At 69.0% G+C, this 22,641-nt stretch carries 21 protein-coding genes and 1 riboswitch; of the genes, 9 read left to right on the top strand and 12 right to left on the bottom strand.

The window, feature by feature from the left end:
- Nucleotides 1-102 precede the first annotated feature (102 nt).
- The 5 genes from NGR01S_RS11515 to NGR01S_RS11535 all read left to right on the top strand — a co-directional run bounded on the left by NGR01S_RS11515 (nt 103) and on the right by NGR01S_RS11535 (nt 6,876).
- Entirely contained in the window at nt 103-366 is a 264-nt protein-coding gene (locus NGR01S_RS11515; protein WP_063036166.1) for a hypothetical protein, read from the top strand.
- A 71-nt stretch (nt 367-437) separates the two neighbouring features.
- A riboswitch (cobalamin riboswitch) is annotated at nt 438-627 on the top strand.
- A gap of 21 nt (nt 628-648) precedes the next feature.
- Nucleotides 649-2,247: an ABC transporter substrate-binding protein gene (locus NGR01S_RS11520; protein ID WP_063036333.1), complete on the top strand. Its 1,599-nt coding sequence runs from the start codon at nt 649-651 to the stop codon at nt 2,245-2,247.
- A gap of 3 nt (nt 2,248-2,250) precedes the next feature.
- Nucleotides 2,251-3,219 (top strand): ABC transporter permease, encoded by a 969-nt coding sequence (locus NGR01S_RS11525; RefSeq protein WP_063036167.1) that lies wholly within the window; start codon nt 2,251-2,253, stop codon nt 3,217-3,219.
- The gene (locus NGR01S_RS11530) at nt 3,219-5,447 is read left to right on the top strand and encodes an ABC transporter ATP-binding protein/permease (protein WP_157107209.1); all 2,229 of its coding nucleotides are present in this window, start codon (nt 3,219-3,221) and stop codon (nt 5,445-5,447) included. The genes NGR01S_RS11525 and NGR01S_RS11530 overlap by 1 nt, the downstream gene beginning before the upstream one ends.
- Nucleotides 5,448-5,595: 148 nt before the next feature.
- A complete protein-coding gene (locus NGR01S_RS11535) occupies nt 5,596-6,876 on the top strand; it encodes a cytochrome P450 (RefSeq protein ID WP_063036169.1) in 1,281 nt (426 codons plus the stop codon).
- A 37-nt stretch (nt 6,877-6,913) separates the two neighbouring features.
- Here the strand turns inward: NGR01S_RS11535 and NGR01S_RS11540 are convergent, their stop codons facing one another.
- Nucleotides 6,914-7,555: a TetR/AcrR family transcriptional regulator gene (locus tag NGR01S_RS11540; RefSeq protein ID WP_084480676.1), complete on the bottom strand. Its 642-nt coding sequence runs from the start codon at nt 7,553-7,555 to the stop codon at nt 6,914-6,916.
- A gap of 44 nt (nt 7,556-7,599) precedes the next feature.
- On the opposite strand from NGR01S_RS11540, the gene NGR01S_RS11545 reads away from it, so the two are divergent.
- From NGR01S_RS11545 to NGR01S_RS11560, 4 genes are read left to right on the top strand one after another with little or no spacing between them, the layout of a single operon-like run.
- Nucleotides 7,600-7,977 carry a hypothetical protein gene (locus NGR01S_RS11545; protein ID WP_063036171.1) on the top strand — a complete coding sequence of 126 codons (378 nt, stop codon included), beginning with the start codon at nt 7,600-7,602 and terminating at the stop codon, nt 7,975-7,977.
- Nucleotides 7,974-8,876 carry an alpha/beta fold hydrolase gene (locus NGR01S_RS11550; protein WP_063036172.1) on the top strand — a complete coding sequence of 301 codons (903 nt, stop codon included), beginning with the start codon at nt 7,974-7,976 and terminating at the stop codon, nt 8,874-8,876. The genes NGR01S_RS11545 and NGR01S_RS11550 overlap by 4 nt, the downstream gene beginning before the upstream one ends.
- A 59-nt stretch (nt 8,877-8,935) precedes the next feature.
- Nucleotides 8,936-10,549, top strand: a complete 1,614-nt coding sequence (locus tag NGR01S_RS11555) for an LVIVD repeat-containing protein (protein WP_245664530.1) — start codon at nt 8,936-8,938, stop codon at nt 10,547-10,549.
- Nucleotides 10,550-10,554: 5 nt separating this feature from the next.
- Nucleotides 10,555-11,184 carry a DUF305 domain-containing protein gene (locus tag NGR01S_RS11560; RefSeq protein WP_245664531.1) on the top strand — a complete coding sequence of 210 codons (630 nt, stop codon included), beginning with the start codon at nt 10,555-10,557 and terminating at the stop codon, nt 11,182-11,184.
- A 175-nt stretch (nt 11,185-11,359) separates the two neighbouring features.
- Here NGR01S_RS11560 and NGR01S_RS11565 read toward each other — a convergent pair whose 3' ends face one another.
- From NGR01S_RS11565 to NGR01S_RS11615, 11 genes are all read right to left on the bottom strand, one after another.
- Complete coding sequence (locus tag NGR01S_RS11565; protein ID WP_063036174.1) at nt 11,360-12,271, bottom strand: SMP-30/gluconolactonase/LRE family protein; 912 nt, start codon at nt 12,269-12,271, stop codon at nt 11,360-11,362.
- Nucleotides 12,268-13,230, bottom strand: coding sequence for a sugar kinase (locus NGR01S_RS11570; RefSeq protein ID WP_063036175.1), 963 nt, complete (start codon nt 13,228-13,230; stop codon nt 12,268-12,270). The genes NGR01S_RS11565 and NGR01S_RS11570 overlap by 4 nt, the downstream gene beginning before the upstream one ends.
- A 53-nt stretch (nt 13,231-13,283) precedes the next feature.
- The gene (locus tag NGR01S_RS11575) at nt 13,284-13,910 is read right to left on the bottom strand and encodes a bifunctional 4-hydroxy-2-oxoglutarate aldolase/2-dehydro-3-deoxy-phosphogluconate aldolase (RefSeq protein ID WP_063036176.1); all 627 of its coding nucleotides are present in this window, start codon (nt 13,908-13,910) and stop codon (nt 13,284-13,286) included.
- Between the two features lie 52 nt (nt 13,911-13,962).
- Nucleotides 13,963-15,111, bottom strand: a complete 1,149-nt coding sequence (gene dgoD / locus NGR01S_RS11580) for a galactonate dehydratase (protein ID WP_063036177.1) — start codon at nt 15,109-15,111, stop codon at nt 13,963-13,965.
- Nucleotides 15,108-15,827 carry a FadR/GntR family transcriptional regulator gene (locus NGR01S_RS11585; RefSeq protein WP_063036178.1) on the bottom strand — a complete coding sequence of 240 codons (720 nt, stop codon included), beginning with the start codon at nt 15,825-15,827 and terminating at the stop codon, nt 15,108-15,110. Before NGR01S_RS11585 ends, dgoD begins: the two co-directional genes overlap by 4 nt.
- A gap of 56 nt (nt 15,828-15,883) precedes the next feature.
- Nucleotides 15,884-16,639: an SDR family NAD(P)-dependent oxidoreductase gene (locus NGR01S_RS11590; RefSeq protein ID WP_063036179.1), complete on the bottom strand. Its 756-nt coding sequence runs from the start codon at nt 16,637-16,639 to the stop codon at nt 15,884-15,886.
- Entirely contained in the window at nt 16,636-17,856 is a 1,221-nt protein-coding gene (locus NGR01S_RS11595; RefSeq protein ID WP_063036180.1) for a DUF4380 domain-containing protein, read from the bottom strand. The genes NGR01S_RS11590 and NGR01S_RS11595 overlap by 4 nt, the downstream gene beginning before the upstream one ends.
- Nucleotides 17,853-18,947 carry a zinc-dependent alcohol dehydrogenase family protein gene (locus NGR01S_RS11600; RefSeq protein ID WP_063036181.1) on the bottom strand — a complete coding sequence of 365 codons (1,095 nt, stop codon included), beginning with the start codon at nt 18,945-18,947 and terminating at the stop codon, nt 17,853-17,855. The genes NGR01S_RS11595 and NGR01S_RS11600 overlap by 4 nt, the downstream gene beginning before the upstream one ends.
- Before the next feature lie 79 nt (nt 18,948-19,026).
- A complete protein-coding gene (locus NGR01S_RS11605) occupies nt 19,027-20,043 on the bottom strand; it encodes an ABC transporter permease (RefSeq protein WP_245664532.1) in 1,017 nt (338 codons plus the stop codon).
- Between the two features lie 34 nt (nt 20,044-20,077).
- Entirely contained in the window at nt 20,078-21,589 is a 1,512-nt protein-coding gene (locus NGR01S_RS11610) for a sugar ABC transporter ATP-binding protein (RefSeq protein ID WP_063036336.1), read from the bottom strand.
- 44 nt (nt 21,590-21,633) lie between these two features.
- Nucleotides 21,634-22,617 (bottom strand): substrate-binding domain-containing protein, encoded by a 984-nt coding sequence (locus NGR01S_RS11615; protein WP_063036182.1) that lies wholly within the window; start codon nt 22,615-22,617, stop codon nt 21,634-21,636.
- Nucleotides 22,618-22,641 lie beyond the last annotated feature (24 nt).

Raw genomic sequence — 22,641 nt, forward strand, 5'->3', positions numbered from 1 at the left:
GGATCGGTTCAGGCGAAGTGGTTTGGACGTGCAGCTCGGCGCTTGGTCGGAGTGAGCCGGTAGGTCTACCCGACGAGGGGCGGACGCGCGGAAGGCTCGGCTATGGCTCGATACGCAGCGCTGTCGACACCGATATCGGCCCGATCCGGTCGGTCATGGGCCGCGGTATCCCGCGCGCGCAGCCGAGATTCCTGGCCGGCGACCACCGACCGGGGCACCCTGATCCTGGCTTTGATCACCACGATGTTGCTGGCCGGTGCGGTCGCCGGTATATCGCACTCTGCGGTAGCTGTGATCAGGTCCGTCGCCCTGATCACCGCGGGTATAGCCGTGACGCTGGTCATCCTGCGGCCATCCTGCGGCTGAGCGCCACACCCGGAGGCGGCACCACCCGGAATCCGCGTCGGCAGGCGATCGCGTTGGGTTCTCTGGGCCGGCGTGCCCCGAGCCGGATAAGTACCCGGTAACGTCATCCGAGGTGCAGGGAACACCGGTGCGAATCCGGGGCTGTCCCGCAACTGTCACCGGGGAGCGATCCGCCATATGTGGCCACGACCTACCCAGGTTGGAAGGCCGGCGGGGATGTGTTGATCCGGGAGCCAGGACACCTGCGCCTGCACTACCGGGTGACACCCCACGAGGATGGCGATGAACAACTCCACAACCGGCCGGCCTGTGCTCGGCCGCCGACGACTGCTGGCCGGCGCGGCCGGCATGTTCGGGCTCACCGCGGTCGGCCTCCCACTGCTCACCGGCTGTGGTACGGGCACCGGACCTTCCGGGCCCGCGTCCGGTCCACCGCAGCAGGGTGGCAGACTGCGCTCGCTGATCGCAGGGCGGTCGGCGACCTCCGACGTGCTGGACCCGCACGAGGCGGGCAGTTCGGCCGGCGGCGCGGTATCGAAGAACGTCTGGGACAAGCTGGTCGCCTACAACAACGACCTCACCCTGCGGTACCGCCTGGCCCGGGCACTGGAACCGAATGCCGACGGCAGCGTCTGGCGGATCGGTTTGCGGCCGGGTGTGGTGTTCAGCGACGGCACTCCGCTGACCTCCCGCGATGTATTGTGGAGCTTCGAGCGGATGCTCGATCCGGCGCGGGCCTCGGCCGGTGACCTGGCGATGGTCGATATGGCGCGCACCAAGGCGGACGGTGAGCTCGACATTCTCGTCGGCATGAAAACACCCATCGCGGATTTCGGGTCGGTGCTCGCGGGATGGTATTGCTACGTTGTCAAGGACGGCACCACGGAGTTCGACCAGCGGACTCTGCCGGTGGGCACCGGGCCGTTCGCGCTGGCCCACTGGTCCCCGGGCGACCGCACGCTGCTGCGCCGCAACGACCGTTATCGGGACGGACCCGCGCTGCTGGACGAGGTCGAGATCATCCAGATCGCCGAGACCGAGGCCCGGATGAACGCCTTCCTCTCCGGTGAGGGCGAAGTGGTGCACGAAATGAGCTACCTGCAGGCCCGGAGCCTGGAGAACGACCCCGCCGCGACGGTGTACGTTCCGCCCGAAGGGCTGATGGGGTGTCTCCAGATGCGCACCGATCTGGCTCCGTTCGACGATGTGCGGGTCCGGCAGGCGATGCGGCTGGCCGTGGACCGGGAGGCGATGGTCGATGCCGTCTACTACGGGTACGGCGAGGTCGGCAACGATCTCTACGGGAAAGGGGCGCCGTACTACAACGACACCCTGCCGCAGCGCAGCTACGACCCGCAACGTGCCCGGGAACTGCTGCGGGCCGCCGGGAAGGAAAACCTCGAGGTCACCCTCGTCACCGCCGATGCCACGCCGGGAATGGTGGAGTCGGCGACCCTCTACGCCGAGCAGGCCAAGGCCGCGGGGATCACCATCAGGCTCGAATCCGCCCCCGCCGATACCTACTTCTCCCAGGTCTCCGGTAAACGGGCGCTGACCCATGTGGGTTGGTGGAACTACAGCCTCGACTATTTCTACGGGCAGACCGGTACCAGTAGCTCGCCGAGCAACAGCACGGCCTGGCGGCGGCCCGCGTGGGACGCGAAATTCGCCCGGGCCCGAGCCGCCATGAACCCCGACCGGCGCCGCGAACTGTACTTCGAACTACAGGACGAGCTGTGGCGGGAGGGCGGTCTCATCCTGCACAGCTTCGCCAAACGGCCCGACGCCGCCCGTAACACGGTGGGCGGGATGCGCGCCGGGGTCCCGGGCACCGACGATTGGGCGAACTACGCCACCACCTGGCTGACTTCGCAGGAGTGACGCGTGCTGCGGTATTTCGTCGGCCGTGTCGGTGCCGGGGTGGGCGTCCTGGCCATGGTCGCCGTGCTGGTCTTCGGTCTGTTCGAACTGCTGGATTCGGATGCGGCGGTCGTCATGCTGTCGCGGCAGGGTGCGGGCGATCCGTCCCCGGAACAGCTGGCGGCGTTGCGCGCGGAGCTCGGGTTGGATCGGCCGGCGCCGGTCCGGTTCGCCGAATGGGTCGCCGGTTTTCTGCGCGGCGACCTCGGTGATTCGCTGATCTCGGGTCGTCCGGTCGCCGAGGTGCTGTTCGACCGGCTGAGCAACAGCGGCGCGCTGGCTGCGCTGACCATCGTGCTGCTGATTCCATTCGCGCTGGGACTCGGACTGCTGGCCGGCGCCCGCCCCGGATCGCGGACCGATCGCATCGTCAGCGCCGGCGCGCTCGCCGTCGAATCGGTGCCGCCGTTCATCACCGGTGTCCTGCTGGTGGCGACCGCCGCGCTATCGCTGCGCCTGCTGCCCGCGGTTTCCCTGGTACCCGCCGGTAGCGGTGTCTGGGAACGTCCCGAGGTCCTGGTGCTGCCGGTGGTATGTCTGCTGCTGGGCCTGTCACCGCATCCCGCGCGGATCGTGCGGGCGCAGACCGCCGAGGTCATGGCCACCGAATACATCCGCACCGCACGTCTGAACGGAGTCGGCGGGTTCCGATTGGCGTGGCGGCATATCGCACCCAACGCCGTATCCGCCTCGATCCATCCGCTCGCCGGGTCGGTGGTGGGCCTGATCGGCGGTATCGCGGTCGTGGAAACCCTCTTCTCCTATCCCGGTGTATCCAAGGAACTGCTGATCGCGATCTCGGTGCGGGACTACCCGTTCGTCCAGTCCGCCGCGGTGCTGCTGGCGGCATTCGGGATCGCCGTCTATGTGCTCGCGGACCTGCTCGCCCTACTGATCAGCCCGCGGGCTCGGACACTGGTGGGGGCGTGGTGATGGTGAGGAAGACCGGGTGGGCGCTGGTTCTCCTCGGGATTCTGGGTGTGGTCGCGCTCGGACCGTTCTTCGCCCCGTATTCGCCCACGGCCTCGGTCGCGCGACCGTACCGTTCACCGGGTCCGGGGCATCTGCTCGGTACCGATGTCGTGGGCCGTGATGTTCTGTCCCGCCTATTGCACGGCGGCTGGTCGCTGGTCGCCATCTCGGCGATATCGCTGATCAGCGCCTACGCGCTGGGCCTGGCACTGGGTCTGTCGGCAGGCCTGCGGCCACGCGCGGATCCATGGATCATGCGGCCGGTGGACGCGATCGTGATCATCCCGTGGTTCCTGGTGCTGGCGGTGACGGCCACCGCGCTCGGGCCGGGGGCGCCGGCCGTATTGCTGACCTCCGCGCTGGCCGCGGTGCCGTGGATCGCGCGGATCGTCCGCACCGCGGTGCACGATATCGCGAGTACGGGCTATGTGGAGTCGGCCCGGGCCCGGGGTGAACCGCTGTGGCGGATCGCCGTGGTCGAGATCCTGCCGAACCTGCGCGGGTTGCTACTGGCGGACGCCGGGGTGCGGCTGTCCGGGGTTATCTCGATCGTGGCGGTGGGTGGTTTCCTCGGACTCGGCCTGCGCCCGCCGGCGCCGGACTGGGCGCTGATGGTCACCGAGAATCGCCCGGGATTCGGTACGCAACCGTGGTCCGTACTCGCCCCGGCGTTGCTGATCATGGTGCTGGTGGTCTCGGTCAATATGCTCAGCGACCGGGTACTCGCTCCACCCCGCCGCCGGAACGCCACGGCCACACCGGCACCGGACGCCGGAGAAGGATTGCGGACCGAGCAGCTCACCGTCCGAACCGACGCCGGGCGTCTGCTGCTCGAGGATGTTTCCGTGCGCTTGGCCCCGGGGCGAGGGCTCGCGGTCATCGGACCGTCCGGGGCTGGGAAAACGACCTTCGTCTCGGCCATGCTCGGCGCGCTGCCGCCCGGACTGTGGGCCTCGGGCACGGCCACCATCGGCCGGAGCGGGAGACACCAGCGGTCGGTCGGGTTCGTCCCGCAGGATCCGGCAACCGGGCTCAACCCGGCGCTGCGGATCGGCACCTCGATCGCCGAGATCATCCGGGCGAGCGGTGTCAAAGGGACCGGCGACGAGGTGACAGCCGCCCTGCGCCGCGTGGGCTTGCCCACCGACCGCGCGTTCCGACGCCGGTTCCCGCACGAGTTGTCCGGGGGCCAGCAGCAGCGAGTCCTGTTGGCCATGGCGATGATCGGCGATCCCGCGGTGGTGGTCCTGGACGAGCCCACGACCGGACTCGACCGGCGTGCCCGCGCCGATCTCGTCGGGATGCTGGGCGCGGTACGCCGGGACGCGGCCACCGCATTCGTAATCGTCACACACGATCTACCCGGCATCACACCGCTCGTCGAGGATGTGCTCGAACTGGACGCCGGCCGGGTGATGTCGTACCGGCCGATACACGGCTCCGACAGCCGGGCACCGGCGGTCACGATGCGGAAACCGCAGCTCTGCGACCAGGAGCCGATTCTGCGGGTGGAAGCGCTCACGGTCGCGTACCGGTCGCGGACGGTCGTCGACGGTATCTCCTTCGACCTGGTGCCCGGTTCCTGCCTCGCGCTCACCGGGGTTTCCGGAGCGGGTAAGACCACCATGGCCCGGGCGGTGACCGGCCTGCACCCGGCAGCCGGCGGGACCATCCGACTGGGCGGAACAGTCCTGCCGCCCCGCATAGACGAACGCACGCGACCGCAGCGTCGCGCAGTGCAATTGATCCCGCAGAACCCCGCCAGCGCGTTAAACCCGGCGCACCGCGTCGGCGCCCAGATCCGCCGGCCATTGACCCTGCTACGCGGAATGGGTTCCGCTACAGCCGAGCTCGAGGTGACCCGCCTGCTGACCCAGGTCGGCCTGGACCCGGACCTGGCCTCTCGCCGGCCCGGTGAACTCTCCGGCGGGCAACAGCAGCGGGTGGCTCTCGCCCGCGCCCTGGCCGCCGACCCACAGGTCCTGATCTGTGACGAGATCACCGCCTCACTCGACGCGAAGTCCCAGCAGACAGTGATCGACCTGCTCGACCGGCTACGCCGCAACGGGCCCGCACTCCTGGTCATCAGTCACCAGAGCACGGTATTGGACCAGCTAGCCGACGTCGTCCTCGATCTGGACGACCCGGACCCCACAGTGCGGGAGGTGAACGCGCATGCGGCCGGTTGATACCCATCCGGTCGCGACGGTGGCCTCCGGCGAGGCGCGGTAGCCGACCACTCCCTGCCCCGGCCCGGGTTCGGTTCCGGGTCGATTTCGAGACCCCGACGCCCAGGGATGCCACCATGGGGAGAGCACACCCGGTTCGGAGGCGGTCATGACAGAGACAGGCAGTACGGCGTCCACGCGGTCCCATCATGAGGTCGATATCTCCAGTTATGAGTTCTGGGAGCAGGACTTCGACGGTCGGGAGGCGGCGTTCGCCCGGTTGCGCGCGGCCGAGGGCCTCACCTGGCATGCCCCGCCGGATTCGCTGATCTTCGCCGATCCCGATCCGGGTTTCTGGGCTGTCACCCGGTACCGGGATATCGTGCAGGTCAGCCGGAACCCGGAGATCTTCTCCTCGGAAGGCGGCACGACCCTGGGGTATCTGCCGCCCGATGTCGAATACAGCACCAAATTCTTCATCGCCCTGGACGCGCCCCGGCACACCCGCTACCGGAAATTGATCAGCTCGGCGTTCACTCCGCGCCAGATCCAGCGGGTGGAAGAGCAGGTCCGCGCCAATGCCACCCGGATCGTCGACGATTTCGTCGCCGATCTGCGGACCGGCGAGACCCTCGATTTCGTCGATGCGGTATCCCGGAAACTGCCCATGCAGACCATTTCGCAGATGATCGGCATTCCAGCGGCCGACCGCGAGGCGGTCGCGTTCGCGACCGAAGCCCTGTTCGGCACCACCGACCTCGAGTACACGAGCCTCGAGGAGCGCGCCGAGTTCCTCCACAGGCAGATCGGCATCCTCCAAGCCGCCGGCACCGATCTGGCCCGGCGGCGCCGTGCGGAACCGCGCAACGACCTCATGACCGCGATGATCGACGCCGAATTCGACGGGCACCGTCTCAGCGATGAGGACATCGGCGCGTTCATGGTGCTGATCTCCGCCGCCGGCAACGACACCACCAAACAGACCACCTCCCATGCCTTCAAAGCGCTCGTGGAGCATCCGGGCCAAATCGACTGGCTACGCGAGGATCTCGATGGGCGGATGAACACCGCGATCGAGGAATTCATCCGCTGGGGCAGCGTCGTGGTGCACTTCGCCCGCCGAGCGACCCGCGACACCGAGATCGCGGGAACCCCGATCGCGGCAGGTGAGAAAGTCGTGATGTTCTACAGTTCCGCCAACCGCGACGAGTCGGCGTTCGACGATCCGCACGCTTTCGATATCACCCGCGACCCCAACCACCACGCCGGATTCGGTGGTGGCGGCCCCCACCACTGCCTCGGCGCCTGGCTGGCCCGCATGGAATTGAAGCATCTGTTCCGGGAGCTGATCACCAAGGTTCCGCCGGTCGAACTCGGCAAACCCGAGTACGGGCACAGTGCGCTCATCCACGGCATCAAACGCATGACGGTCCGGCTGGCCACCCCTTGACCCCGGATGCCTTCCCTACGGAGGCTCGGGGGATCGGTCAGGATCGTGCCGTCACCAGTGGGGCGATGGTGCGGCGGGCGACATCGCGGGCGACCTCCGGGTCGTCGAGGTCGAACCGGCTACCGGGTAGGAAAAGGTAACCCAGGGTCAGCCGGATGATGGCCTCCGCCTGGAGGTCGGGGTCGCCACCGGGCAGCACCCCTTCGGTTTGACCGGCGGCGATATGCGCCGCGATGAACCGGTGACCGATATCGATCGGTGAGGGGTCGCCCTGGTCGAGCATTACCGGCAGTTCCCAGTGGCGTTCCGGTGCCACCTGCTTCGGGAAGAAACGTTTACGCAAGGCCAGGCAGGCCACGAACGCCTCGGCGATCCTTTCGGTGGGGTCGGTGACCGTCAGGAAGACGGTGGCGATCGCGGCGAGGAAGCGGCGCAGTTCATGGGCCAGTGCCAGTTCGAACAGGCGATCCTTGCCGCCGAAGCGGCGGAACAGGGTGGCCCGGCTCACGCCCGAGGCCGTGGCGATATCGTCCACGGTCGCGAGTTTCGTGCCGCGTTCGGCAAGGACGGCGAGCGCTGCGTCGAAAACCTGTTCGTCGGCGTCGTCGCTGTTGTCGCTGACGGCTCGTTCCACGGCGCGCCCGAACAGGCTGGAGAGCGGAGCGCCGGGACGTGTCACCGAACCAGTATCGCAGGTGAGACTATTATGTTAGTAATAGAATCATGACTGACGTGATCGCCGCTCCGGCCATGGCAATCGGGCGGCCGAATCCGGCCGAGCGGGCGCTGTTTCGGCCCGATTCGGCGGCCTGGCGCGTGGTCGGGGATTCGACAGACGTTCTCGGCGCCTCGCGCCGGTGGATCATCCAGCGTCCCGATATGACCGATCGGGTGTTCGCCGTGCTCGGTTCGCCGCGGCCACCGTCGTTCCCGGTGCTGCGCTGGGCATTGCTCTGGAACTACACGATGCGTCCGATCACCGGCGGCGCCGATGCCGTGATCACCGCCTGTCTGCTCCCGCTCGTGTCGCGAGAACTACCGGGTGTGGAGTGGGGCCGGCGCGCGATCACCCGGCTCCGGCGCGAAGCCGCATGCGGATGAGTACCGGTCCGGAGACTACTCCGGAAATCGCAATTGTCCACAGCGCCGACGGCACCCGGTTGCACACCGAGGTGCACGGTGCGGCCGGGGTGCCGACGCTCGTGCTCGCCCACGGCATTCTGTGCGCGACGCCTTTCTGGCGCAGGATCATCGACGCACTCGTCGGCGAGTACCGGATCGTGGCCTACGATCAGCGCGGTCATGGGCGCAGTGAATCTCCCCGCCGGGGCCACTACACCCTCGATCACCTCGGTGACGACCTCGCCGCCGTTCTCGACGCCACCACCGGCGCCGGGGAGCGCGTCGTGATCGCCGGCCATTCGATGGGCGGGATCGCCGTTCTCGCTTGGGCCGCCCGGTATCCGGAACAAATGGCCGCCAGGGTCTCCGCTGTCGCGCTGATCAACTCCACGCCCGGTGAGATCCTCGACAACGTCCGGTTCCTCCGCGGCCCCGAGCGTTTACTCGGCGCCCGGCGACGGCTCGCCCACGCTGTGGTGCCGCTGGCCGGTGTGCCGTTACCGCGCCGGCTTCCGTTGCGGCACGCCCTGCTGCGCACAGTGGCGGTGGGCAAAGCGGCGGAACGCCCGCTATCGCAGGGCCTGGACCGGATCATCGCCGCGACGCCCCGCCGGGGGCGCGGCGGATACGGCGCCATGCTGGTGCGCATGGTGACCGCCCTCGACGCCGCGGTCCTCACCGTGCCGACCCTGGTGATCGCCGGATTGCACGATCGCATCGCGCCGGTGCACCGTTCGCGCCGGATCGCCGAGCAGTTGCCGTGGCTGGTGGAACTCGTCGAACTCGAGACCGGGCACTGTGGTCCGCTCGAGGCTCCCGACGAAGTGGTGGCGGCGCTGCGGCGGATTCTTCCGGCGGCGGCAGTCCAGGCGGTGTAGCCCGGTCCCGGCCGTCCTCCGGTCGGAGGTGGTGTGCGGGACCACGAAGGAGAAGCGCAATGAGCAGCGGCCCGGACAATGGCGTCGATACCCGCTGGACCCGCTGCCGGCCTCGCTCCGGCAGATCCCGGTGGTGGGGTCGGCGTACGGCCGCCCGAGTGGGGGTGGCACTGACGGCGGTGACAGTGTTGATCGTCGGCTCCGCTGTCGGGAACGCGGTACCACCACCAGGATTCGACGAGTTCACCGGAGTCTGGCCGACCGCGGTGGGCCCGGCGTCCTGCCGCACCGGTGACCGGGTCGAAACCGGAATCCAGGGTGAGGTGCCGCTCGCCGAGCGTAGATCCGGGCGCAGTACAGCGGGTTACAACTGTAATCTCGACCTGGTCGGGCAGTATCAGGGCCTCGGTGCCGGCCCCGTCAGCCCCTCCTACAAGGACTGCGCCTATATCGCGTCGACCTTCCCGACCAACCTGCTCGGCCCCGACGCGGGTGTCCATGTCGTCGATGTCGGCGATCCCGCCCATCCGGTGCGCACGGCTGTACTCGCCGAGCCGGCGATGCTCGGCGGCACCTGGGAATCGCTGAAGGTGCACGAGGGCCGCGGTCTGCTCGTGGGCACCGGCGTCGGGTTGATCGAGGGTGCGGGATTCCTCTCGGTCTACGACATCTCCCAGGACTGCGCGCATCCGCGGCTGCTGAACACCACGACCGGCTCGCTGCTGAACATGCCGGTGCCCATCACGACCCATGAGGGTGATTTCTCCCCGGACGGCAACACCTATTGGGCCTCGGGGATCGCACCAGGGTGGATCAGCGCGGTCGATATCAGCGATCCCACGAACCCCATGGTGGTATGGGGTGGTCTCACCGGTATCGAAGCGCACGGGATGGGGTTTACCCCGGACGGCGACACCATGTTCCTGGCCAACCTCGGCGGGCTCACCGTGCTCGATGTCTCGGCAGTGCAGAACCGGGCGCCGCGCACCGTGATAGCGCAGTCGATGCCGCATATCGGCCAGAAGTTCTGGACCGACGGACAGATCAACCAGCACAGCGTTTTCGTCACCTACAACGACCGGCCCTATATCTTCACGGTCGACGAGGGCGGTTCGGGCGGCGTGAAACTGATGGATGTTGCCGATCCGGCGCGCCCGATATGGCGCAACAGCATCAAACTGGCGATCAATCTTCCCGAGCACCAGGATCGCTGGGCTTCCAGCAGTGCGGGCAACGGGGCGTTCGGTTACGACGCGCACTACTGTTCGGTGGACCGGCCCGATGATCCGCGCGCACTGGCATGTGGCTGGATCCAATCCGGTATCCGGGTCTTCGATATCCGTGACCCCGAGAACTTCCGGGAGATCGCCTACTTCAATCCGCCCGCCCAGACCGGTAAGCACCTTCAGTTGCCGAACTCGCTGCACGCCACCGTGGGCTCGATCATCGGGCCACCGGTGATCGGCACCCTGGCTCTGGCCCGCGCGGTGATGCAGGGGCACACCGGACTCGACGGGGTGATCAACGATCAGAGCCGGCTCGTCGGTGGTGATCTGTCCGCCGACTGGTGCCTCTCGCCCCCGGAGTTCCACGGCGACTTGCTGTACGTGTCCTGTATGGACAACGGCTTCATGGTCTTGCGGCTGGACCCGGCAGTGTATCCGCCACGATGAGGAACGTGGGCACGGGTCGGCGGTGGCGGACACCGGGTTCGGCGGCTGTGGTGGCGGTGCTGTGTCTCGCGGCCGGGGTGCTGATCGGGTATTCCGCTCGCGGTGCCGGACCCGATCCGGACGGGACGACGGTAGTGCTGGCGGATACCGATATCGCATTCGCTCAGCAGATGTCGGTGCATCACCAGCAGGCGATCACCATGGTGGAGATGCTGGGCCCGGATGTGGCCCCCGATATCGCCGGGATGGCCGCACAGATCCGGTCCGCGCAGTGGCGGGAGATCGGGACCCTCACCGGTTGGCTGGAATTGGCCGGTGCGCCCCCGCAGCAGCCGGTCGCCGGCGGTGCGCACGACCACGCCCGTGATCACGCGGGCATGGCCGGGATGGCTTCGGACGAGGACTTGACCCGGTTACGTAATGCGCAGGGGACCGAGCGCGAGGTGCTGTTCCTGCAGCTGATGATCCGGCACCATCAGGGCGGGATCGAGATGGCGGCGGCCGCGACGGATACCACCGCCGTTTACGCGGTCAGGGCCCGTGCGGTCTCGATGATCGACGGGCAGCGACAGGAGATCACCTTGATGACGGTTTTCCTCGACCGGCGCGGGGCGACGCCGCTACCGTATCCGTGAGCACCCGCCGCTGCGGTTCTACGACAGGTCGCGTCGCGCGGGCCCGATCGCTGAGAACCGGGCTGTCCAGACTGCGGCTCACTCCCAACGCCTCTGTGACCAGGTATCCACTGGCGCGATCACAGATCGGCTCGATTATCCGAAGATCGCCGAGGTAGACCGGATGGCCGGAGTCTCAGGCGCCGAAGGTCGCCGTGGGCAGCCCGGCGATCGTGGTCGATGCGACCAGGGTGGCGCCGTCCAGCGGGCCCGGTTCGGTCAGCCCGTGCGTCGCGGTGGTGACCACGATTCGGTGCGGTGCACCGGCGCCGACCGCGATGCTCGTCGGCTGTGTCACCGGAACGGGCGCTACGTCGATGAGTTCGCCATCGGGGCTGTACCTGTGCAGTCGGCGGCCACCCCACAGCGCCGACCACACACACCCGTCCGCGTCGACGGTCATACCGTCGGGGCTCGCGTCGTCGATCGTGGCGAAGACGGCGGGCTCATCGATTCCACCGTCCGCTTCCACCCGGTACCGCAGGATCACCCCCCGCGCGCTGTCGGCGAGGTACATGATGGCGCCATCGGGGCTGAATACCGGGCCGTTGGGGATGGTGAGCCCGTCGAGAACCACCTGGACGTTGCCGTCGGGGTCGACCCGCACCAGCCGCCCGGCGCCCGGGGTGCCGTCGTAGGGCATCGCGCCGGCCCAGAACCGCCCGCGCGGATCGGCGACACCATCGTTCATCCGCATCGGTACCGGCGCGTCATCGAACGGCCTCGCCAGCCATTCGATCTCGACGGCGGGGGCGCTCGATCCTGCCCGGTCCGATACGTCGAGTAGTGCGATTCCAGTGCCGGCAGCGGCTATCCAGCCGCCGCCCATCCGCGGCGCGACGGCACCGAGAGGGACGTCGAGCCGCAACACCTCACGCGTCAGGTGCGCCGGATCGCCCTCGGTCCCCGGGGACGGCGTGCCGTCGGTCTCGAGCAGCACTCCCGCCAGCAGGTCGACGAACAGGAAGCCGCTGACGGTCGCTCGCGCGCCCTCGCCGAGTTCGTGCCGCGCCGTGCCGAGCGCGGTCCACTCGCCTACCGCGCTCATCGCAGCGCCAGCCCCGAACTCGCCTCGATCAAGGCCAGCTCGTTGCGTCCGGGCAACCCTTCCCAGTCACCGCGGCTCGAGACCGCGAACGCGCCGAGGGTGTTTCCGCGGGCGAGCCGTTCGGCGATGTCGCCGCCGTCGAGCAGCGCGGACAGGTATCCCGCGGTGAAGGCGTCGCCGGCGCCGATCGAGTCGACGACACTCACCCGGTGTCCCGCCGCGGTGGTCACGCCCGCGTCGGTATATGCGGCGGCGCCGTTCGCGCCGAGCTTGCGCACCACTTCCGAAACCCCGCAGTCGATGAGTTCTGCGGGGTCACGGGCGACCAGACCCAGTTCGTCCTCGGACGCGATCACCAGATCCGCAGCGCGGGCCAGCGGACGCAGTACTGCCGCGGCGGTATCCGGATCCCACAGCCGGGAGCGGAAGTTCACGTCGAAGGAGATCAGTGCGCCGCCTTCGCGGGCGATGCGCACAGCCGCTGTCACGGCCTCGGCGGCACTCGCGGACAAGGCCGGTGTCACCCCGGTGAGGTGCAGGATCCGCGGCGGCTCCGCCAGTGCCGCGACGGAATCCGCGGCGCGGAGCCGGGAGCCCGCGGAGTCGCGGCGATGGTATTCCACGCGGGTCACATCCGGCAGCCGCTGCTCGAACATCACCAGGCCGGTGGCGCGTTCGGCATCGCGGGAGGCGGTGTCGACGAGGATGTTCTCCGCGCGCAGGGTGCGCAATACCAGCTCGCCGGACTCGTCGGCGCCGAGCCTGCCACTCCACCGCACCCGGTGACCGAGACGGGCGAGGCCGATCGCCACATTGGATTCCGCGCCCGCGACGGCCACCGTGGCGTCGCCACCGAAGCGGATATGGCCCGCGACGCGGACCGCCACCATCGTCTCACCGACGGTGACGACGTCGAGCGTGCGCTCGGCTGTCGCGTTCACGCTCTGCCTATTGGGCATGAGCGGGAGCCCTGCGTGGTGACGCTGCGCTACCGCCTTCGGGCCTGACCCGCTCATGCCTGCTCCCGTACGGCCGCGTGGAAGGACCGCGCCCGCACGCGCAGCGCGTTCAGGTCGCCGCCGTCGGGGGCGTCGCCGCACAGCGGGCTCGCGACACCGACCGCGATCGCGCCGTTGGCGAGGTAGGCGGGCACGGTGTCCGCACCGACACCGCCGACCGGGACGAGCGGGACCTCGGGGAACGGTGCGCGCAGATCCTTGAAGTATCCGGGGCCCATCGCGGATGCCGGGAAGATCTTGACCGCGTCCACCCCGAGCCCGACCGCGGTGACGATCTCGGTGGGAGTCAGAGCACCGCAGAGCACCGGGATGCCGCGCTCGATCGCCGCGGGCACCGAAGGCGCCACGGCCGGGGTGACGACGTAGGTGGCGCCGGCCTCCCGCACTCGGAGCACCTGGTCGGGCGTGAGAACGGTGCCCGCGCCGAGCTGGATCCGTCCGTCCAGCCGCGTCGCGATCTCCTCGATCACTCGCAGCGCATCGGCCGAGGTGAGGGAGACCTCGAACAACCGGACGCCCTCGTCGGCGAGAGCCAGCGCGGTGTCGATCGACGCGGCGGCGTCGGTGCCACGAATGATGCCGAGGAGCCGGTGTTCGCGCAAGTCGTCGAGCAGGGTCATGAGATGCCTCGATTTCGTCGGTTCTCGGGTCGTCGGTGGTCGCGGAGCGGGGTCACCATTCGGCGAACGATCCGTCGGGATGGTGCCAGATCGGCCCGTGCCAGCCGGTCGCGACGGCGTCGGCCGCGCGGACGGCGGCCTCGTCGATGGCGACCCCGAGACCCGGTGCGTCCCAACGCTCGATATGCCCGTCGACGAACCGCAGCGGGGAGCGGTCCAGGACGTAGTCGAGCAGTTCGGCACTGCCCTGGTTGTAGTGGATGCCGATAGATTGTTCCTGTAGCAGGAAGTTCGGGGTCGCGAGCGCGACCTGCAGGCTGGCGGCCAAGGCCAGCGGGCCGAGCGGGCAGTGCGGGGCGAGTAGCGCGCCGAAGGTTTCGGCCAGGGAGCCGATACGCCGGACCTCGGAGATGCCGCCGGCGTGGGAGAGATCCGGTTGTACGATCGCGACACCCGATTCGAGCACGGGCAGGAATTCGGTTCGGGAGTACAGGCGTTCGCCGGTCGCGATCGGCACGGTCGTCGACTCCACCACATCCCGCAACCGGTGGCTCAGTTCCGGCAGTACCGGTTCCTCGACGAACAGCGGACGCATCGGCTCGAGCATCGATACGAGCCGGCGCGCGTCCGCGACCGCGACGCGACCGTGGAAGTCGACCGCGATGTCGTTCCGGTCGCCGATCGCCTCCCGGACCTTGCCGACGCGTTCGACGACGCTGTCGAGTCCGGCGGGCGCCGCCAATCGGTCGAATCGTCCGCACGCGTTCATTTTCAGCGCGGTCAGACCGGCCTCGATCTGGGCGCGGGCGGCGTCGGCGACCTCGTCCGGTTCGTCGCCGCCGACCCACCCGTACACGCGGACCCGGTCGCGAACCGCGCCACCGAGTAGCTGGTGCACCGGTACGTCCAGTGATTTGCCGAGGATGTCCCACAGCGCCTGGTCGATGCCGGCGACAGCACTGGAAAGCACCGGACCGCCACGGTAGAAGCCGCCCTTGGTCAGGACCTGCCAGTGCGCCTCGACCGTACGCGGGTCCTTGCCGATCAGCAGTTCGGCGAGCTCGTGGACCGCGGCGCGAACCGTATCGGACCGGCCTTCGACCACCGGCTCGCCCCAGCCCACGATGCCGGTATCGGTATCGATGCGGCAGAACAGCCATCGTGGCGCGACTGCGAAGGTATCGATAGCCGTGATCTTCACCCTGATTCCTTACTGTCGAGGAGATTGAGCACGCTCGACAGGTCGGCTGCGGCCTTGTCGAGGAGTGCCCGGGTCGATGCCACCGCGGCCGTGGGATCGCCCGCCCGGATGGCGTCGACGACTGCGCGGTGGCTCGGCACCGGGTCGTCGGTGGTGTGGTAGTGCACGAGTGAGTCCCGAACCATCAGCGCCGGTTTGATGAGCACGTTCATGCTGGCCAGCATCTCGTTGTGCGCGGCCCGCAACAGCAGTTCATGCCAGGCCAGGTCCGCCGCGGCGGCCTGCTCCGCGGTTCCGGTCGCGGCGGCGGCCATCTCGGCGAGGCACTTCTCGAAGTCCGCGAGGTCCTCGTCGGTGCGGCGCAGCGCGGCCAGTCCGGCAGCGGACGGTTCGATGATCGCCCGCACCTCGGCGAGTTCGTCCAGCATCGCGGACGCGTCACCGGCGGAGTGCCGCCAGCGGATCACATCGCCGTCGAGCACATTCCACTGGGCCCGGTCCCGGACGAACGTTCCGCGGCGCTGACGGGAGTCGACCAGCCCCTTGGCCGCGAGCACCTTGATCGCCTCGCGCAGCGCGGTCATCGACAGGTCCATCTGCGCGCCGATCTCCCGGAGATCAAGGACCTCGCCAGGGGCTATCGTCCCGTCCACGATTCGAGAACCGAGCAGTTCCACCGTCGAACCGTGGACCCCGCGTCCCGCATAGCCTGTCATCTCTTCTCCTCGACCCGTTCTCGGTGAATTGCTGTCACACCCCGGCATGGATGCGGTCAGGACGAATTCTTGGTGATGCTCCATCCGCCGTCGACGGTGAGGGTGGCGCCGGTGACGAAGGACGCGGAGGCACCGAGCAGGAACTCGATGGGACCGGCCACCTCCTCGGGATCGCCGAGCCGCCCGATGACCGTCTCGGCGGCGCTCGCGGCGCGCTCGTCTTCGGCGCTCCCGTCCCACTGCGCCGTCAGGATCGGTCCGGGCAGCACACAGTTCACCCGGACTTCGCCACCGTATTCGGTGGCGAGCTGCCGGGTCAGGCCGGTCAATCCGGCTTTCGTCGCGGCGTAGGCGGGTACCCCGGGCAGCCCGAAGCCGGCATGGACGGAGGAGACGATGACGATCGCGCCGCGCCGGTCGCGGCGCAGGTCGGGCAGGCACGCCCGGACGCCGTGGAAGGCGCCGGTGAGGTTGACGTCCAACTGCCGCTGCCACGAGGCGAGCGTCATCTCGTGCAGCGGGGTGTGATCGGTGGCGAGCGCGTTGCAGACGAGCGCGTCGAGGGGGCCGAACGTCTCGTGGGCGCGTGCGAGCGCTGCCGCCCAGTCGGATTCGGAGGTCACATCGCCGCGGCAGGCCAGGGCTCGGCCGCCCGCCGATTCGATCGACGCGGCCGTATCGGCGACCTTCTCGTCGCGGTCGAACAGCACGACCGACCATCCGCAGGTCGCCATCCGGCGGGCGGTCGCGGCGCCGATTCCCCGGGCCGCGCCGGTGATCAGCACCGTGCCGGTGTCGGGTTCTGCGGTCACGGGGTCTCCTTCCGGTCGTGTACCCGGTCGGGACCGGGTACGGTGCCCAGGTCGTGGTCGCCTCCGGTTCCGTGCTCGCGCAGCGTGACACGGCTACCGATCAGGCGGCTGTCCAGCGTGGTCACCGCACCGGGATGCACCCTGCCGCGGGGGACGCCGTCGGCCAGGAGCTCGCCGCCGACGTACGCGGCGAACCGGGCGCCGCTCTCCCAGTGCCCGACCGGAGTGACGGCGCGGACCTCACCCGCACCGGCGGCGGTCGCGCATCGGTACTCGAGCGCGGTGTGTTCGCCCGGGGCCAGCGTCGTCGACGGGCCGAGGAGTTCGATCTCCACGATCCGCGCGCGTGGATGCAGGCCGCCGAGATGCTCGATCGGTTCGCCCAGCGGGTGTTCCATCCATACCTCCACCCGGGATCCCCCGTCGGGATAGTCACCGCGCGGATCGGCGCTGAAAGCCTGGGTGGTGGTGAGGCCGTGCGCGCCGTGCGCCAGCCATCCACTCGCGCCGGGGAATCCGACTTTGCCGACGACATCCTGGTGCGGCACCAGGACCCGATCGGTGCCGAGAACCTCGTGCCGGGGCGATCCGGTGCCGACCGCGAGTGGTACCGCCCGGTGGTCGCCGTCGGTGACGCCGATGTACACGCCGCCGCTGCCGGGCTCGCCGGCGGCGCGCTGGGTGACGTTCCACAGCGCCCACCGCACCGGCCGCGCCGACGTGTTCCGGGCTTCGAGACGCACGTCGTAGCAGCTCTGCCCGTCCCGCAGCGTGACGGCCCGGGTCAGGGTCAGGCCGGTGCGCGGGTCGTGGCCGCTGGTCATCGTCAGCGTCACCGTCCCGGGTAGGCGCTCCACCCGCCGGTCGTACGGGCCGGAGTCCAGCACCGGATCCGGCGGGCCCGCCCACTCGGCCGGGCCGGACCATCCCTGCGGTGCGGGCCACGTTTTGTCGCCGCCGTAGTTGTTCCAGACACTCATCGGCCCCGAGACCGGCGCGGGCACGTGCGGCGGCATCGGGTGCAGGTTCTCGTCGAGCAGTTCGGTATTGCGCCACAGGGTTTCCCGGCCGTGCAATCGCACCGAGAGCAGCCGCCCGCCCAGTGCGGGGACGAACCCGAGCCGCAACACCGCGTTGTCGAGCCATACGGTGTCGGGACGGCCCGCGGAACCCGCATCGATCTCGACGAGAGGTCCGGGGGAGGGCGGCCGGGTCACTGTAGTGAGTCCGAGACGAAGACGACCTTGCCGCGGCTGCCCCCCGCGGCGAGGGCGAAGGCCCGGTCCGCCTCGTCGAGGGTGAACCGGTCGCTGACAACGGCTTCGGGACGCAGGCCCCAGGCGACGAGGTTGGTCGCCAGATCCGACATCGCCTGCAGGGACGTCACCCACGAGGCGTGCAGCGTCAACTGCTTGTGCAGCAGCGTGTCGGAGACCTCGCTGTCGAAGCGGCCGCCCTCGCCGATGAACGAGACGTGACCCCATTCGGCCGTGTGCTCGACCGCGGTGGAGCGGCCGGGTGCCGACCCGGACGCGTCCACGGTGAAGGCGAACCCGGATCCGTCGGTGAGCCGGTCGAGTTCGGCATCCGCCTCGCTCGGTGTGACGGTGGTATCGAAGATGCCGAGCGAGCCGGCCCAGCTCCGGCGCACCTCGGACGGTTCGACGCCGACCACGCGGCGGGCGCCCATCCCGCGGCCGATCATGCCGGCCGCGAGGCCGACCGGTCCCAGGCCGACGACCAGCAGGTCACCTTCCCCGCTGACGCCGATGCGGCGCAGTCCCTCGTAGGCGGTGCCGAATCCGCAGGCGATGAGCGCACCGTCGACATAGGACAGTTCCGCGGGCAGCGGCACACAGGTGCGCTCCTCGGCCAGAACGTAGCGCGCGTTGCCACCGTCGCGCTGCCAGCCGTAGGACTCCCGGGACGGTGCGGTGCAGCTGATGTAGAAACCGCGGCGGCAATTGTCGCAGAGTCCGCAGCCGGCGATGTGGTAGACGATGACCCGGTCGCCGACGCCGAAGCGGGCGCAACCGGGCCCGGCGGCGACGATGCGACCGGACGGCTCGTGGCCGGAGACGACCCCGCGGTACGCGGGTCCGTCGATACCGCGGTGGGCCTTGTACTCCCGGTAGATGTAGCTGATGTCGGTCCCGCAGATCCCCGCGGCGCCGACCTCGACGAGTAGTTGTCCCGGACCGGGTGTCGGCACGGGGACCTGCCGCATCTCGGTGGTGGAGTTGCCGGGGAGGTAGATGCCCGGCATCGTCTCGGGAACGGTTTGGGTCCCCGGTTCGGTTGTGGTCACAATTCCTCCTGAGGGCGGCCGGGGCGGGCCCGTGCGGTGAACGACGACGGTACCGAGCCCGTATCGATGGGAGAGCCGGTCATGCGGTGCGGGTGGCCGCGGCGCCGCGGCGGACGACGAGCGCGTTGATCAGGACGGCGCCGACGATGATCACGCCGCGAATGACGTCCTGCAGGAAGGAGTTCACCCCGAGCAGGACGAGTCCGTTGCCGATGACGGTGATGAAGACGACGCCGAGCAGGGTGCCCAGCATCGTGCCCCGGCCGCCGGCGAGTGCGGCACCGCCGATGACGACGGCCGCGATGATGTCGAACTCCAGGCCGGCTCCCGCGCTGCCGGAACCCGCGCCGAGCCGGGAGGCGAGGAGTACGCCGGTGATCGCCGAGAGCAGGCCGGTGGTCGCGAACAGCAGGATGCGCACCTTGGTGAGATTGATGCCGGCGAGCTGGGCGGCAGCCGCGTTACCGCCGATCGCGTACACCGAACGGCCGTACGCGGTGAACTTGGCGATATAGACGAACACGGCGAACAGGACCAGCATCACCACCGCGGACGTCGGGATACCGAGGACGGAACCGCCCAGCAGGTCGAACAGTCCGCTGTCGGGGAGCACCACGGGTAGGGCGTCGGTGAGATAGAGGCCGAGCCCGCCGAGGACGCTCCACAGGCCGAGGGTGGCGATGAAGGAAGGCACATTGAAGGTGGCCCGCAGCCATCCGGCGAGTGCGCCCCACGCCGCACCGAGCACCAGAGTGAGGAGTACGGCACCGAACACACCCAATCCCCATTGGGTACTGCCCATCGCGACCAGCACCGAGGCGAATGCGACGGCGGGACCGATGCTGATGTCGATATCGCCCGCGATGATCACCAGCGTGACGCCCCAGGCAGCGATGCCGATCGTCGCGGCGTCGCGCAGGATACCCAGCTGGTTCGAACCGTCCAGGAAGCCCGACGCGGTCAGACCGAGCACCACGTAGAGCGCTGCGATCGCCACCACGAGGCCGATTTCGTTGAGCTGATGACTACGCGAGCCCAGCCAGCCGCGTGCGGTGCGGGAATCACCCGGCTGGAGACTGTTCTTGGTGATGACCACGGGGTCCTCTTCTCGTGTCTTGGCTTCGTGGTGGTCAGGCCGCCATCGCGGCGGCGAGGACGGAGGCGATGGTGATATCGGAGCCGGTGAGCTCCTCGGTGATCTCGCCGCCCCGGAGCGCGAGCACCCGGTCGCAGACCAGGGGCAGCTCCTCGAGCTCGCCCGAGACGAACACCACGGCGGCGCCGCCGGCGGCGAGTTCCCGGACGAGGCGGTAGATCTGGGACTTCGCCGCGACATCGACACCGCGGGTGGGTTCGTCGAGCAGCAGGATCCGGCTGCCCGCGTGCAGCCAGCGACCGATGACCGCCTTCTGCTGGTTGCCGCCACTGAGGTTGACGATCGGTGTCTCCGTGTGCGCAGTCGCGATCGACAGCCGCGAGATCAGGTCGGCGGCCGCCGCGCGGAAACGGCGATACACGATGGTCGGTCCGGAGCTGACGGTCCGATAATCCGATATCAGCATGTTCTCGTCGACACCGAGTAACGGCACGATGCCCGCACCCTTGCGGTCCTCGGGTGTCATGCCGACTCCCAGAGCCTTCATCCGGGCCGCGCTGACATTGCGGACCTCGGTCCCGGCCACCGCGACGGAGCCGGACGAGATCGGATGGAATCCCGCGACAGCGCGGAGTAGTTCGCTGCGACCCGAGCCCATCAGGCCGGCGATCCCGAGCACTTCGCCCGGATGCACATCGAAGGAAACCTCGCGGATCATCGGCGGCAGCACCAGATTTCGCACCGAGAGCAACGGCGTCCCGGAGCGGTCCACGACGCGCTCGGTGCGTTCCGCCACGGCCGGCGCGGCGGAGCCGACCATCAGCGCCACGATATCGGCGGTGCTCGTATTCTCCAGCGAGACGGTCTCGACCACCCGGCCGTCGCGCATCACGGTCGCGGTCGAGGCGACCTGCCGGATCTCGTCCAGGCGGTGGCTGACATACACGACGGCGACCCCGGCCGCCGCGATCTGCTCGACGGTCCGCAGAACCACCTGGACCTCGGCGGCGGCCAGCGCACTGGTCGGTTCGTCGAGGATGAGCAGCCGCGGCTTGCGTCGGACTGCCCGGCAGATCTCGACGAGCTGCTGTTCGGCGAGTGGAAGGGACTCGACCCGGCCGAGCGGGTCGATATCGAGTGCGAGTTCCTTCAGGACGGCGGCGGTTTCGCGGCCCATGGTGTCGTAATCGACGCGCCCGGCGGTGCGGGGCCAGACGCCGAGGAACATGTTCTCCGCGACGGTCAGTTCCGGGACCAGGCTCAGTTCCTGGTAGACGGTCTCGATGCCGAGCGCCGTCGACCGCCGGACGCCGCCGTTGCCGAGTAGTTCGTCACCGACGCGGATGGTTCCCCGGTCGGGGGTCTCGACACCCGCGAGCAGCCGGATCATCGTGGACTTGCCCGCGCCGTTGCGGCCGAGCAGTGCCCGCACCTCACCGGCGCGAATCGTGACCGAAGCATCGGTCAGTGCCTGCACACCGGCGTAGTGCTTGGTCAATCCCTCGATCTCGACGACGACCGCGGGATCGTCCGTGCGCTGATCCATGGTGTCCTTCCGGGGGTGGGGCGGATTCGCGGCGGGTGCGGGGGTCATGGGATTCCGTCCGGATGCGTCTCGAGCCAGTCCGCCGCGGCCTGCGGTCCGACGTACTCGTCGACCGGGGCCGGGATCACGAATTCGGTGGGTGGGTGGCCATCGATGACATCGACGGCCGCGCGGCCGGCCAGTTCGCCGACCTTGATACCGGAGATGTCGGTGACACCTTTGAGGATGGTGCCGTCGCGCAGCATGCCGGCCGCCTGCGTCGACATATCGCCGCCGAACACCGCCACGGCACCGGCCTTGCCCCGGGCTTGGACAGCGCGTGCCGCACCGATCATCTGCGAACCGGCCTCACCGTAGAACGCGTCGATATCGGGCTGGGCCGTGAGGATCTGCTCGGCACGCTGAACTGCCTCATCGAGGGTCAGCCCCTGCTGGTTGGCCACGATGGTGGCCCCGGGAGCCGCCGCGGTGAGCGCTTCCTCGAACCCGATCCGGCGCTGAATGCACACCTCGAACTGTTCGCAGTTGATCACCGCCACCTTCGGTGCGGTGATGCCCTTCTCCCGGAAGTAGGCCGCCATCTGGCGTCCCGAAGCGGCACCGAATTCCTTGGGGTCGCCGAGCACGTAGGCAGAAACCAGCTCACGGGCGGCCTCGTCGGCGATGCAGGTGTTGTAGCAGATGATCGGTACGCCGCCCTCGTGCGCGAGCCGCAGCGCGGGGACGGAGGCGGTGGCGGAAGCCGGCGAGATGATCAGCGCGTCGGCCTGCACCGAGGCGACCGTATCGACGAAGGTGCTCTCCTTGGAGGCGTCCGACTGGATATTGGACGCGAGCAGCTGGGGCGCGTCGGGCAGTTCGGTGAAGGTCTCGTTCAGACCTTTCGCCACGCCTGCGTAGTAGCCCTCGGCGTTCAGGTAGACGACCCCGACACGGCCGTTCTCGCCGACCTTGCCCGCGCAGCCCGCGACGGTCGCGGCGATCAGCACCGCGCCGAGGATGGCGCCCCACTTCCTCTTGACCTGCATGTGACCTCGATGTCTCGCCTGGGC

Source organism: Nocardia grenadensis NBRC 108939, assembly GCF_001613445.1.
Taxonomy (GTDB): domain Bacteria; phylum Actinomycetota; class Actinomycetes; order Mycobacteriales; family Mycobacteriaceae; genus Nocardia; species Nocardia grenadensis.

What these genes read in the sequence shown, in the direction of transcription:
- NGR01S_RS11515 (WP_063036166.1), top strand. Translation starts at nt 103, where the DNA reads ATGGCTCGATACGCAGCGCTGTCGACACCGATATCGGCCCGATCCGGT.
- NGR01S_RS11520 (WP_063036333.1), top strand. Translation starts at nt 649, where the DNA reads ATGAACAACTCCACAACCGGCCGGCCTGTGCTCGGCCGCCGACGACTG.
- NGR01S_RS11530 (WP_157107209.1), top strand. Translation starts at nt 3,219, where the DNA reads ATGGTGAGGAAGACCGGGTGGGCGCTGGTTCTCCTCGGGATTCTGGGT.
- NGR01S_RS11535 (WP_063036169.1), top strand. Translation starts at nt 5,596, where the DNA reads ATGACAGAGACAGGCAGTACGGCGTCCACGCGGTCCCATCATGAGGTC.
- NGR01S_RS11545 (WP_063036171.1), top strand. Translation starts at nt 7,600, where the DNA reads ATGACTGACGTGATCGCCGCTCCGGCCATGGCAATCGGGCGGCCGAAT.
- NGR01S_RS11550 (WP_063036172.1), top strand. Translation starts at nt 7,974, where the DNA reads ATGAGTACCGGTCCGGAGACTACTCCGGAAATCGCAATTGTCCACAGC.
- NGR01S_RS11555 (WP_245664530.1), top strand. Translation starts at nt 8,936, where the DNA reads ATGAGCAGCGGCCCGGACAATGGCGTCGATACCCGCTGGACCCGCTGC.
- NGR01S_RS11565 (WP_063036174.1), bottom strand. Translation starts at nt 12,271, where the DNA reads ATGAGCGCGGTAGGCGAGTGGACCGCGCTCGGCACGGCGCGGCACGAA.
- NGR01S_RS11570 (WP_063036175.1), bottom strand. Translation starts at nt 13,230, where the DNA reads ATGCCCAATAGGCAGAGCGTGAACGCGACAGCCGAGCGCACGCTCGAC.
- NGR01S_RS11575 (WP_063036176.1), bottom strand. Translation starts at nt 13,910, where the DNA reads ATGACCCTGCTCGACGACTTGCGCGAACACCGGCTCCTCGGCATCATT.
- NGR01S_RS11585 (WP_063036178.1), bottom strand. Translation starts at nt 15,827, where the DNA reads ATGACAGGCTATGCGGGACGCGGGGTCCACGGTTCGACGGTGGAACTG.
- NGR01S_RS11610 (WP_063036336.1), bottom strand. Translation starts at nt 21,589, where the DNA reads ATGGATCAGCGCACGGACGATCCCGCGGTCGTCGTCGAGATCGAGGGA.
- NGR01S_RS11615 (WP_063036182.1), bottom strand. Translation starts at nt 22,617, where the DNA reads ATGCAGGTCAAGAGGAAGTGGGGCGCCATCCTCGGCGCGGTGCTGATC.